Origin of the sequence: Solibacillus sp. FSL W7-1472 (assembly GCF_037969775.1) — a bacterium.
Taxonomy (GTDB): Bacteria; Bacillota; Bacilli; order Bacillales_A; family Planococcaceae; genus Solibacillus; species Solibacillus silvestris.
Genome location: NZ_CP150208.1, coordinates 669,839 through 684,351 on the forward strand (window position 1 = coordinate 669,839; position 14,513 = coordinate 684,351).

Annotated in this window: 6 protein-coding genes; all 6 read left to right on the top strand. The window is 37.9% G+C overall.

Translation table 11 applies throughout. From position 1 onward, the window contains the following. Positions 1 to 43 precede the first annotated feature (43 nt). The 6 genes from MKY07_RS03260 (at position 44) to MKY07_RS03285 (ending at position 14,164) form a co-directional block, all read left to right on the top strand. Positions 44 to 2,962: an S-layer homology domain-containing protein gene (locus MKY07_RS03260; RefSeq protein WP_339263805.1), complete on the top strand. Its 2,919-nt coding sequence runs from the start codon at positions 44 to 46 to the stop codon at positions 2,960 to 2,962. A 476-nt stretch (positions 2,963 to 3,438) separates the two neighbouring features. Then, a complete protein-coding gene (locus tag MKY07_RS03265; protein ID WP_339263806.1) occupies positions 3,439 to 4,098 on the top strand; it encodes an S-layer homology domain-containing protein in 660 nt (219 codons plus the stop codon). A 455-nt stretch (positions 4,099 to 4,553) separates the two neighbouring features. Next, positions 4,554 to 7,121 (top strand): S-layer homology domain-containing protein, encoded by a 2,568-nt coding sequence (locus tag MKY07_RS03270; RefSeq protein ID WP_339263807.1) that lies wholly within the window; start codon positions 4,554 to 4,556, stop codon positions 7,119 to 7,121. A gap of 427 nt (positions 7,122 to 7,548) precedes the next feature. Next, complete coding sequence (locus MKY07_RS03275) at positions 7,549 to 11,622, top strand: hypothetical protein (RefSeq protein WP_339263808.1); 4,074 nt, start codon at positions 7,549 to 7,551, stop codon at positions 11,620 to 11,622. A gap of 254 nt (positions 11,623 to 11,876) precedes the next feature. After that, positions 11,877 to 12,938 (top strand): S-layer homology domain-containing protein, encoded by a 1,062-nt coding sequence (locus tag MKY07_RS03280; RefSeq protein WP_339263809.1) that lies wholly within the window; start codon positions 11,877 to 11,879, stop codon positions 12,936 to 12,938. Between the two features lie 284 nt (positions 12,939 to 13,222). Beyond that, positions 13,223 to 14,164: a C40 family peptidase gene (locus tag MKY07_RS03285; RefSeq protein ID WP_339263810.1), complete on the top strand. Its 942-nt coding sequence runs from the start codon at positions 13,223 to 13,225 to the stop codon at positions 14,162 to 14,164. The last annotated feature ends 349 nt before the right edge of the window (positions 14,165 to 14,513 follow it).

Consider the following 14,513-nt stretch of genomic DNA (forward strand, 5'->3'; position numbering starts at 1 on the left):
AGGCAACATATTCCATTGTTTACAAACTAGGAGGTTAATAAAGATGCAGAAAAAGTATAAGAAGTTTTTGACGACGGCAGCTACTGCGACATTAGTAGCATCAGCAATTGTTCCGGCGGCAAGTGCGGCCAGTTTTTCGGACACAGCAGGAAATACTCATGAGCGTGCGATTGATTCACTCGTAAGCCAAGGTATCATTTCAGGATATCCGGATGGCACATTTAAACCGAATCGTACATTGACACGTTCGGATGTTGTAAAACTACTAGGTAAATACTTAGTGTCAAAAGGTTATAAAATCCCTTCAGATTATAAAACAAATATGCGTTTTTCAGACTTGCGCAGTACATCACAGGATGAGCTATTGCAATATGCGGCATTAGTAAAAGACAATGGTGTATTTAACGGAAGTAACGGAAACCTGTTACCAGGTGATCCGATTACACGTGAAAATATGGCGGTTGTTTTAGTGCGCGCTTATACGAATATTAACAATTTTGACTTTCTAGGACATGTTATGGACCAGGATTTTAAAGAGGATGTCATTGATTATAACAGAGCGAAAGCAGAGGCACGTTCTGCAATCAGAGTTTTAGATTACTATAACGTAACAGGCGTACCGAACTTCAACCCGAAAGGTAATACAACACGCGGACAGTTCTCTTCATTCCTGTATAAATTGCTTCAAGTGGAAGTTCCAGGCGAAGGATTGAAAGCGGTTGAAGTTGTTGATGCATCGACATTGAAAGTTACGCTTACTGACAATACGGAACATACGGTAAAATTGGATACACCTTTGGAAACGGGCAAAGAAACGCCAGTTAAGTTTAAGATCAACGGTAAGGAGTATGGAACTTCTGTAACTTACAATGTTGCCTTAACAGTAAAATCAGCAGAAGCTACTGCAGCAAATAAATTGAAAGTCACATTAAGCGACAATTCCGAGCATGCAGTTACTTTAGAAAATAACCTTCCTGAAAATGAGGAAACAACGGTTGAATTTAAAATTGACGGTAAAGATTATTCAGCGAAAGTAACGTATGTCGTTACTGAAGTGAAAGTCGCATCTGTGAAAGCGCTTAATGCAGGACAAATTGAAGTGAAATTCAATCAAAGAGTCGACTTGCCTGCCAGCTTAACATCTGCGCAATTGGCAAACTATGTATCAGTATCCGGTGTAGACAATAATGCCGTTACTCTTTCTAGAGGGCAGTTAAGTGAAGATGGCCGTACATTGACAATCTCTACAAATGGGGCGTCAGCTTTAACAGGACGCTATTTAGTAAAAGTAAACAATGTGAAAAATACTGCCGGTACAACGGTTACTCCATATGATGACGTAGTCAATTTCGGTACGGATACAGTAGCACCAACGTTAATCAGTACAGTAAACCGAGATGCAAAAACAGTCCGTGTTACTTTCTCTGAGCCTTTGCGTGCATTTAGCAACAGCAGTATTACATTCCGACTGGCGAACGGCACGAATGTGACAGGTATTACTGGAGAAATCGCTGCGGGTGCTACGTATGCAGATTTTGATTTATCGAAAGCAATGGTAAATGGTCAGCCACTAGGAGCAAATACTTCAGTTACTGCAACATTTGCAGGACTGCGTGATATTGCAGGAAACTTCAGTACGCCAAACCCGCTAACAACTAGCTTCGCAATGGGCGGGGCTGATGGTGTTAAACCAACGCTGACGAGCATCTCTCAAACAGGTCCGAAAACATTCAGATTGGCATTCTCGGAACGAATTCAAAAACCGGCAATAGGTGATCTTGAGTTACGTTTAGGTAATTTGGCAAATGCGATCACGTCAATTGAAGCAGTGCCTGGTGATGACCGTTCATTTATCGTTACTGCTACGAATGATTTAAATGGTGTTTACAATATTGGCACAGCATCCGGCAAAACGATTACGGATATTTCAGGCGAAACGAATACATTTACGACTACGCATTCATTTACACTCGATACAGCAGCGCCCGAAGTAACGTCAACTTCAGTAACACGAGAAGGCAATTTCGAGTATTTAAATATTACGCTCAACAAACCAGTGGATTTAGTAACTGCATCACGTGTCACAGCTTCCGGCAACTATGTTAAAGGCGGCGTAACACATACATTCAATGGTACAGCGACATCTTTAGAGTATAGAGAAAACGGCAACCGTACTGTAGTGCGTGTGAAACTGGATGCTTTACTAGGATCAGGCGATGCGGCTGATGCAACGTATAATGTGACATTATCGTTTACAGAAGTAGATAGTGCTTATGGTGTGAATACAGCAAATAAAGCGGTCACTTTCCAACGTACATCGGATTATTCAAACAATGAAAATGTACTGGATGCACCAACTGTTACAACTTCAGCGACGGATCCAAAATTAACGAACAACCAAGTACGATTGAAGTTTAACCATGTAGTGGACGCTACAACAGCTTCTGTTGCAAGTAATTATTCTATTCCAAATGCAAGAATTACGAATGCGCAAGTTCCAAGCGATGCTTTAGATACGGTTATTTTGACGTTAGCACCAAATGAAACAACAGCTTCTGGAGAACGGAATTTAACGATTACCGGCGTAAAGGCAAAAGATTCGGTGGCATCGCAAGGGAACTTAACGGCCGTCGTCAATTTAAATGAAAATATTCGACCAACGCTAAATTCTGCTCGATTTATATCAGCAAACCAAATCGAGCTTACATTTAGCGAAAATGTAAGCGGTCTTGCTGCAGATGCTTTTGAATTAGTAAACTCTGCAGGAGCATCGGTCGGAATCGCATCAGTAACAGGGTCGACAACCGACTATAAAGCAGTCGTTACTTTATCGGCTAACCAACCAGGTGGTACGATCGTTACGGTTAAAAAAGGTACAGGTATAGCGAAGGTAGTGGATGAGGCAGGTAATGCTGTTGTTGATACATTCGATAATATACGACCAACTTTAGGTACGAACTAAGTTTAGATGCGGCATACATGCTTAATTGCGTGTATGCTTTTAGGGTTTTAGTTTTCTAATATAAACTGAAGATGTTCTAATAAATCATAGGATGGGCTAATAAGTAATTCATTTCTAATAAAAAGTTTGTTTCTTCTAATAAGTGTTCCTCATTTTCAAATATCACTGTTCAAAGTTCAAATAAGTCAATTAGAATGTCTAACAAAGGGGCTGAGTGTTCTAATAAAATATATAGAGTAAATAAATTAGCACGATTGGAGCATAGATTTAACTAAATTTTGAAGCCAAATATATGAAAGTGCTAATATCAGTACCGGAAGTTCTTATATATAGTAGAAATCATCAAATATTTTCTACTATATTTCTAATAAAGCTGTTTGAGGTTAATGAGATACCGGTTGTATAGTTATCATCTACATAAAACTAAAACTATTGTATAATTGTGCTAATTAGTTTAATCGAAAGGATTGTTGTAAATGAAGAAATTATTCAACGTATCAATACTTACTGTAGTGCTTGTTATTATTTCAAGCATTTTTGTAAGCGGCCATTCAGTACAAGCATATACAAACCCATTTACCGACGTAAAAGAAACGAACTCCCATGCCAATGCAATAGTTTCATTATATAATGAAGGAATTGTTACAGGCGTGACGAGTAAAACTTATGAGCCTGGTAAATCGGCAACACGCGGGGATGCCGCACAATATTTAGCGAACGCATTGAATCTGCAAAATAATACCGCTCCAAATCCAGGTTTCAAAGACGTTCCAACATCAAGCAAATATTACAAAGCCATCGCAGCGTTAAATAAAGCAGGCATTGTGAACGGTTATGTCGATGAATTCCGCCCGAACGCAACATTGACTCGTTCCCAGTTAGCGAAAATGTTAACGATCGGTTTTGAGCTCCAGCAATCTACTACTACGAAGACGAAATTTACCGATGTCAACAAATTAACAGATACTGCAACGAAGAAGTACATCCAGACTTTAGTTGATTACGGAATTACAAAAGGTACGACTGCTACAACATTCAGCCCGAACATGAAATTAACACGCGCCCAGTTAGCGACATTTTTATATAATGCTATCGAAGCAACTTCTGATGACTTTATTGTAATTGGTATAGAATAAGGAAGATTTTTGGGTAATGCACTTGAGTCTTGATATAAGCTCAAGTGTTTTTTTATGGGGAAATTCAGAGATTGAGATTATGAGATAGAGGGGGAGAGAAGAAGTGTGGAGCTTTTATGTGTAAAGGGAAAGTTTATGCTTAAAAGTGGAGCCTTTGCTCTGAAAAGTAGAACAGATTATGAGGAAAGTAGAATTTCAGAAGGGGAAAGTAGAAAGTTGCGGCGTGAAAGTAGAACGCTTATGTCAGAAAGTAGAACCACACCGCCGAATACTAGAACCCCAATAAAGAAATACCTACTAAAGGAAGCGAGAATTACCATCGCTTCATAACAAGTAGCGTGCTAAACTTACATTGATTGCTATTATTCTATTAAATATTGTACATTTCAGTGAAATATATGGCGATATTCGGTATAATTTATACGTTATTGAAATAAAAGGAGGGAATCTGTCGAATGTTGAAAATAAAATCAGCACTGTTAGCCTCGCTACTATTTATATCCACAGCGCTACCAACCGCAACGTATGCAAATGTACAAGGCACAGTTGAAGCTGAAAATCCAACAGTACAAAATTCAACCACTACTACGACTCAAACTACGGATTCCGGTAATAATCCGGTAGTTCAAGAGGAAACGGTTACAGATGAAAAGGAAGCGGAATCCACTTCTGCAGACGAAAAAGCTGAACAAACAACGACAACACCTGCTCAGCCAGAACCACAAACAGAAACATCTCCAGAAAAAGAGGAATCAGTAGAGCAAGAGTCTCCGGCACAAACTGAACAACCTGCAACTGATGCGGAACAAAACGAGTCATCAGAGGAGCCAGCTAATCAGCCGCAAACAGGTGAGCGATTAACGGTTAAGCAGAAGCTTGCGGATGTGCCGGATAATTTCTGGGCAAAAAATGAAGTGATGCAGCTAGTAGAGATGGGCGTAATCGGCGGTTACCCGGATGCACAGTTCCGCCCCAATCTAAATATTAACCGTGGTCAGGCGACAAACCTGTTTAAAGGTGCGTTAAAGCTTCCGGACGGAAAGTATCAAAACAAGTTTTCAGATGTAAGTACGAAATCTAGCTTTTTACAAGGTGTGTTTTCTACATATGAAGCTGGTATTTTTGGCGGTAAACCAGACGGACGTTTCGGTGTAGCGGATGCGTTAACACGTGAACAGATGGCGACGACTTTAGTGCGTGCATTTGATTTGAAAGATACAGGTAAGGAACTGACATTTAAAGACTGGAACAAAATCAGTGAATCACATCGTGAAAATGTTAAAATTTTAGCGCAGCACGGAATTACAACAGGGCGTGAAGACGGTACTTACGATCCTAAAGCAACAGTTAACCGTGTTACGTTCTCGGTCATGCTTCACCGTGCACTTGTTGCAACAAATCAAATTGCAAAAAACGAATATAAAGTTCAAGCAGCAGAAGTATCAAGTAATTTTAAAAACAATCGTGAAGAAATGAATTTTGCGCAAGTAACATCGGATGCAAACCCGTTATATCTTCGTTCAACAGCTACGATTGTATTTAAAGGAACAACGACTGAAACTTACGGTGTTGCAAAGGATACAGTTTATAATTATGCAGTCGGAAACCAAGGTGCAACAGTGAAAGTAACAGTTCGAGCTTTGGAAAATGGCGATGATTTTGTATTTACAACGTTAGCGAATAAGGGAAAATCAAAGCTGACTGTGGATTTATTCCAGAAAGCAACGAATGTAACGAATTACCGATTGTACCGATATGATCGTTTCCCAATTGAGAAAAATTCGGCTGATGTATTTGGCTTTGACTCGTCATCATACCCGACAGGATTATTACGCATTATGGAGAACGAAAAGCTGGCGACAGATCGTATGGTCGGAAAGGCATATCGTTCAAAACAATTAACACAAAGCTATAAAGATACTGGTGGTACAAGTTATATGCGTGATCTGGAATCGGAGTATGAAGCGTATTCACAAGCGTGGCTTGGCGAAGATTTATTCAGCTACTATACACTTGTTTCTAATGGCAACGATATTGTTGACACATGGTATATGAATTCCAATGAACGTTTATTTAAAACAGATGAAAATATGAATGGCTGGATGCTTGAAACTGCGCTTAACTATAAAAAGCGTAATAACTGGTACACAGCAGAAGGTCCATACAATAAAATGGCGACAACTACAGAGCCAATGCCGAAATCTTATCAAGGATTCGGGCGTAATCTATTGTTGGTAAAAGAAGACCGCGCACTTGTATTATTAAAAGAACAGGGCGACCGTTATTTTGCAAATTTAGTGAAAAACTCGTTCATTAACTTGAATAAGTTTAAAGGTGACGCGACTTACTGGAAGACTGAAGTAACGAGTACGTATTTAAAAAACTTATTTGGCATTACAGCACCATTTATCGACACGCGCTTCAATGAGCAGATTGCGTTATTCTACTATAATTCCGGAGCAGAGTTTAATATGCCGAACTATAAAGAGCCATTACGTAATTATGCGGACCTTTTAGCATCGCGTAAACAGGCAGGGCATGTTATTAATGTTGCTAAAGATGCTTACTATATTTCAGATTACTTCCCTGTGAATCAGCAAGTGACAACACATGCATCGATGAACCATGTACTTGGTGGCATGAATGTTCTGTTGTTGGCATATAAAGAATTCCAGGATCCAAAATATTTAGAAGCGGCAAAATCGATTAGCCGTGCATTACAAATTGAGAAGAACAAGTGGATCCGTTCAAACGGAGATATTTGGTACCGTGTAAATCCAAAAGGTGAATTTGCCGGTGATGATTATCAGCACTTAACGCTTGAAGACTTAATTAACTCTTATAAAAACTGGAAAGATGTAGATCCATCACAATTACCGGTGTTTGAAGAGATGTTGATTTCAAAAGCGAATTATTTATCGAAAAACCGTTTAGGTCACACATACAAAATTAAAAATGGTCTTGAAGAAATCGGCATGTCCGAGTATTTACCGGAAGGCAAATTATATACAGACGCATTGTAATAAAAAATCACTCTATTCTTTATTGGATAGAGTGATTTTGTTTTTTAAGGAAATAACGGATAAATATAAAAATTGTCTATTAAATATGGAATTGCCTATTATTTCATGTAAAGTGACGATTATTTGAGTTAAATTGACTAAAATACTAATGAAATTGACTAATAAGCTCACAACGTTGACTAATATGTTTAGTTAATTGGCGAATAAATGTTGTCAGTTACAGACTTTGCAACTTTACAATGCATTTTGACGAATAAGGAACCCCTTTTGGCGAAAATAGCATGTAAAGTGTCGAATATATATTGGGCTCACTAACCCTAAATCCTTTTCCTTATAAATCAACTAACAAACTGTGAGAATATGCCGATAATTAACCTAGGATTATGAACCATTTTGAAGCACTACCCATGAAGGAAGGGATAATACGATGAAGAAAAACTTGAAGGTTGGTTTAATGGCGGGGCTTTTGATTACTCCTGCTATCGTCGCGCAGGCTGGAGCGACAGAAGCGAGCGAAACACCGACTCCCTTTAATGTCGTAGCATCAGTTACTGCAGAGGGATTATTGAATAGTTTTAAAGCAGTCAATGAAGAATCAGGCGCTCAAACAATTCAAATTGAGCGGAATCGATATAATACAATGTCTGAGGAAGAAAAAGCCCTATTATCAGATACGGATAAGAACTTAATTGATTCCAAGCTTACATATTTAGAAGACTATATTGAATTTACGAAAAAGGCCAATAGTTTACAGGAAGATATAGGAAAACTAACTTCATCCAATAAAAATTTAATTGCGAAAACTAATGCTGCTCAAACTGCATATGACGAACTGTTAAAAGATATACCTGCAGCTTCACAGCAATTAAGTTCAGTAGCTGCCCAAGCAGGCGAACATGCCGGTAATTTCCTTTCGACACTTAAATATTACGGAGGAAATGGAACAGACACATTTGTGAGCGAACAAGCTGTCGAAAACCTGAAAACGAATAAAGAGGTTGTTGAGCAGCTGGAAGAATTTATTGCGAATGCAATTACTCCTATTCAAACCGCTTCAAAAACGGAATCGGTTGATAAAGATACTTATGAAAATGTTGTTGAAAATGCCCATACAATATTAAGTGAAATTGAAATTTCAAACCCGTCGTTAAAAAATATTTTAATAATTCAAATCGTTGAAAATAGTATCAGCGTTGAACAATATATAAAAAACGCAGAGACGAATATTACGAAAGCTGAATCTGTAGAAAATAAAATAAATGATATTAAACTCAATCCACCAACTGCAACTACGTTCAATTCAAAAATAACGTCAATTATTAATGAATATGAAAAATTGTCTACACTTCAACAGCAACTGGTAGAGAATTACGGTGATTTGGAAAGCTACATAAATGCTTTACAAGTTTTGAATGGAATTACCCAATTAACGAAGCTGAAGGCAAACTCAGAAGAGCTTCGCACAGAATTACCGACAATAGAAGCAAAGTATGAAAATCTGAACACAATCGAAAAAACGTTTGTTACAAATTATAGTAAATTATTAGACATGCAAGAGGCTATTGAAAAAGTACAAAAAGTCGAAGTGGAAATCTTAAAAATCAACACTGCAACATTTGAAGAAAAAAGCTCGATCGTTGCGGATGCGCGTAAAGCTTATAATGGCCTATCCTCGTCTGATCGCAAATATATATTAACTGAGGCATTGGATTTACTAACTTCATGGGAAAAAACATCATCAACAGCTGCAAGTGTTATAAAGCAAATTGATGCAGTCAAAACAAATGTTTTTTCTAATCATGATGATAGTAAAATAGCGGATTCAAAAAAGTTATCGACGACAACAAGTTTTATCACGAAGGTTCGCACAGCTGAATCTTCTTATGCAAAGATTAAAGCAGGCGAAGGACCAACTGCTTCGCCAGAGCAAGAGCTTGTCACGAATCGTGCCCGCCTTGAAGCCTTGATGCCGATAGCGAAAATTGCCGAATATGTAGCCAACTTAAAAGTTACGAGCACTACTTATACGGAAGATCTAGTAGAAGCGGAAAAACAATTAAATACTTGGGATTCAGTCAAAGTTACAGTTCTTCAAGATGATGCAGAATATATCGAGAAACTTCATCAATTTTTAATGTCCTATTTGCAACTGCAAAAAGAAGAACAATCTATCGCGGCAAAATTGGATACGGACATTCTTGTATTCAAAACTGCTGATATAGTTGATTTACAGCAAATTGATGCTGCTCGTGAAAAATATAATTCACTATCTGCAAACGGCAAACGATTAGTGAAAAATATTAAAGTATTAACAGAAGTCGAGCGGTCCCACAAGACAGCATTAAATACAATTGAGGCAATCAATAAAATTGACGTTAAAGTAAAGGATTTTGCGCGTAAAACGACTGCAGCCGAAACCTCTTTCAACAAACTGACAGAGCCTATGAAAGCGATTGTCTACAATAAAACGAAACTGGATGAACTTTTGCCGTTCGCAAAACTGATGATGGAAATTGATGCAATCCGTCCGACTGTAAAAGATTTCAAAGAAAAATTATCAGCTGCACAAAATGAGTTTATAGAATTATTAAAAGGCTACACAGCACCAGAAAAACCAAATACAGATTTAGATATTATTAAATCTAAGTTACAGAATGAATACGGTAAAAAGTTAGATGCCTTCAATTATGTTGTCAGTTCTGCATTTTCAATCGAGCAAAGAATCGATGCACTGCAAACAAAATCCGGTGAAGCATTCATCACCGATTTAGCGGAAGTATCGGCAGCTTACAAAAAATTGGATTCTGCAACGAAACGCAATGTCGGGAATGCCAAAGTGTTAACGGAGCTTGAACGGGACTACAAAGCATCATTAAAAGTAATCGATCTCATTGAAAAGCTGCCCGTTCACACAGACCGTAATTTTCCGTCAAAAGTAGCGGCTGCTCAAAAAGCATATGAACGATTAACGGATAAGCAAAAACAAGATGTTTATAATTATGGCTCGAAGCTGAGCGATATTTTAAAAGTAGCAGATTTAATCAACCGTATAGAAAAACTGCGTGTTGGTTCGAAAACCTATGAGGCAGAAGTTGCGGCAATACGTACGGATTATGCAGCACTATCTGTTCAAGAGCAAGAACTCGTGCACAATATTACGAAGCTTGCGTCTGCCGAACAAGGTGTTTCCGATGCCAAGAAGGTAGCGGCACTAATTGATGCGGCAATACCTACTGCGGAAGGTTATATTCAAAAACTGATTGATGCGCGAAACGGCTATGACAGTCTGACTAAATCAGATCAGCGTTTAGTAACGAACTACAAAGATTTGACGAATCGCGAACGCGGAGTAAAACCGGTATTAAAACTGGATAACGATATTCTCGCATTGGATCCGTCAAATGCCCGTAAATTTATTTCTAAGTATCAATCAGCAGAGAAAGCCTATGAAAAGCTGACAATGTCTGAACGCGCACTGCTCGTCAACAGTGAAAAGTTATTGGGAGATCTCGCTACCATTTATAATGTAGTAAATACAATTAATTCAATTAAATCATCGAGCAAAACGTTTGTGGAAGAGACAGCAGCAGCAAGAGCGTTATATAACGAATTGCCGGCTGAGTTAGCAGCGCAAGTGTCGAATTTACCGACATTGCAGGAGCATGAACTGAATGTAGAAGGTGGCGCAAAGGTAGATGCCATGATTCGAGCATTAAATGCAGCACCGGCAAATGAATTTATCGCCAAAATAAAAGAAGCGCGTGAAGCCTATAAATCATTAAGCTCGGCCAATAAAAAAGGCGTGACGCTCGAACCTGAATTAAAAGAACAGGAAAAATACATTAAACCGATCGAAGCAGCAATTAATGCAATTGAGGGTTTGAGCAATCCAAGAAATGATTTGAGCCGTCAGTTCAATACAGTCAATAATGCACTGAAAAAACTGGATGATAAACAAAAAGAGTACGTAACAAATATGGATCAGTACTCGAATTTATCGAATGTAATTTATGTCTATACACTAATTGCCGGGTTAAAGCCAAGCGACAAGTACTATCAAGGGAATATGGAAGCAGCAAAGCTGGCATATGACAAATTGTCTGAAGAGGAAAAATTGAAGGTAACAAACTATTACAAATTACAAGAGGCCGTACTCGATATGACAGAAGTCCAAAAAGTGACGACAATCATTGCCTCATTGAATTCTTCTTCCAGCAGCTTTGCTACAGATGTTACAAATGCATTGGCGGCATATAAAGCACTTCCTTCTGGTTCCAAGCGTCAAGTACTGAACTACTCTGTTCTTCAGCAAGCCGAAAAAGATTTAAAAGCAGCGGAGCGTGTCATTAAGCAAATTGAGGATCTGGATTCAACCTTAAGAACGTACGCTTCAAGAGCAAAGTCTGCGAAAACAGCTTACGATCGCCTGACAAACGACCAAAAATCATTAGTGAAAAACTACAATAAACTGCAGGCAGCTATTTTTGAATTAGGGTTGTAATTTAATTGAAAATATTATAGTTTAATTACTGTACCCCAAAAGGTAGAATGGAAAATCTGCCTTTTGGGGTATTTTTTAGAGTAAACTTAAATTTGAGCTGGACGCTTTTTAGCAGAAAATAAGATTGATTCTGGTCGAATTTGTCGTAGAATTTCTATTTAGTGGCTTTTAAGTGAGTAGACAAGTTTTCTGTTAAGAGAAAAGTAATTAATTCATTGTATAATAATAGGAAATGGACTGATAGGGGGGGTTTGATGAAACGGGTTTTAATTATGGGGTCCATCATTGCATGTTTATTACATGCACCATCTTCTGATGCATATGCAAAAACGTCTCCAACTTTCACTGATGTGAAAAGTACGTATTGGGCAGCACCTGTAATATATGAGCTAGTTGAAAAAGGGTTTATGGAAGGCTATACAGACGGTACATTCAAACCGAACAGTACGACGACTCGTGCTGAGGCGGCAAGTATTATTGCAAGAACGATGGGCATTCCTCTCGCGACTGATTTTGTTCCGAATTTTACGGATGTTCCTGCAAATCACCGTTATTATAAAGAGATTTGTAAACTTGCAGAATTGGGGATTATTCAAAACGCTAGTGAGTTTCATCCTGAAGCCCCTTTAAAGCGTGCACATATTTCAAAAATGATCGCTCTTGCCTATGAGGTTGAAGTTGATCAGAAAAATAAGACATCATTTAAGGATCTGCCTAAAAACTATTGGGCAAAAGATTATATTGAATCATTGGCAGATGTGGAAATTGTAAAAGGAAAGACTGCTAAAACTTTTGAACCGAATGAGTTTGTTACACGAGCTCATGTCGCTGCACTGACGATGCGCGGAATGGAGTTTAAGGAAAAGATTAATAATCTGGAAGTAGTATATGACTTTTTACAAAAAGATTATATTGATACAGTGAATCATCATAAACAGTGGGAGAAAAAAATATTGGAGCTTGTTAATAAAGAACGGGCTGCTAAAGGACTTTCACCATTTATGCAAGACAAGAAGTTAACACAGATCGCTATTATTAAAGTGAAGGATATGCTAAAACGCAATTACTTCGAACATAATTCACCATTTTACGGCAACCCCTGGGATTTAGCGACATTGTTCGATTATGAGTATTCAAGCTATGGAGAAAACTTGGCCCGAAACTTCGAGTCACCGGAAACAACGGTAAAGGCTTGGATGGCGTCACCGAAACACCGAGATAATATTTTAAAAGAAGTGTATACACATATGGGCACCGGCATTGAGCGATCTAAAAATGGAAAATATTATGTAGTTCAACACTTTTCTAGTAAATAAAATGGTAAATACTAGTACCTTACATTACAGTAATGTTACAAAATATAATTTCGTATTATAAAAATTCTATTAAAAACACCAAATCTCTGCGTAAATACAGGGATTTGGTGTTTTCTGTTTTTATATCGAATTACTACAAACTGTTACACAAGTGAAAAATAATATCACAATTATATATGTTACCCTGTTATTAGGTTAAATAAACATGAACAAACAAGTTTTACGTTATGTTATACCTCGAATATTCATCACGAGGCCTATTTTGAAGGGAGTTCCATTTTAAAGTGAAAAAGAAAATCTTATTACCGATCTTTGCAACTTTCATGATTTTTTCAGGTGTAGGGATGGGTTCGAATAATACAGCACAAGCAGCATCAGTTTCAGAATTAACAGCAACAGCTTCTAAATATATCGGTGTACCATACGTTTACGGAGGAACAACAGCAAGCGGATTAGATTGCTCTGGATTTACTCAATTAGTATTCAAGCAATTAGGCTATGACCTAAACCGTACAGCTGCTTCTCAATATAAACAAGGTAGTTCCGTTTCAAAATCAGATTTACAACCAGGCGATTTAGTATTCTTTAATACTACTGGTAAAGTAGCTTCTCATGTTGGTATCTCATTAGGTGGAAATAAATTCGTTCACGCTGGTACAAGCACAGGCGTTACTGAAGCAAGTTTAAATTCTTCTTATTGGGCGAAACGATATAACGGAGCAAAACGCGTAGCGAGCTTTGGAGAAAGTAATAAAGTAGTTGCAGCAGTATCTTCAGTTGAAAAAGAAGAAGTTAAAGATTCAGCTATCGATTTCACGATTTATGCATCTCGTGGTGAAGTAGCGATTCAGTTAGCCAAAACATTAGGTTTAAATACATCTGATACAAATTCACCATTCTCAGATATTAAATCATCATCAAAATATGCAGGTGCAGCAACAGCACTATATAAATTAGGCGTTTTCACTGGTGATGAAGGTAAATTCAATCCAGCTTCACCATTAACACGTGCTCAAATGGCAAAAGTGTTAGTAAAAGCATTTGACTTAAAAATGAAACAAGATACTTTAAAGTTCACAGATGTACCAACATCTCACTGGGCACATAACGACATCGCGATCTTAGCATCGAACGGCATCACAGTTGGTAAAGGTGACGGCACATTCGGTACAAACGACAACGTTATGTTAAAACATTTAACAGCTTTCATTAACCGTTTACAATAATAAGATTGGCAATACCAATACTTAATGAATAAAAATTAGTAACTTCTACATATCTCAATAGATATCCACCTTGCAGGGAAGTACTTACTAATAGTATTAGAAACACAGACGAAATTTGTCTGTGTTTCTTTTTTTTGTGGGGGGAGCTTTATTAGCAGTTTGCGATGGGAAAGTAGAAACTCTTTCGTATAAAGTAGAATAGTTGCAAGGGAAAGTGGAAATTTTTACTCCTAATGTGGAACAATCAGCACTAAAAGTTGAACTCGACAACTCTATTAGAAATTCTCAGAAAGAAAGTGGAAACTTTTTCGCCTAAAGTAGAAGTTTACGAGAGAAAGTAGAACCCCAC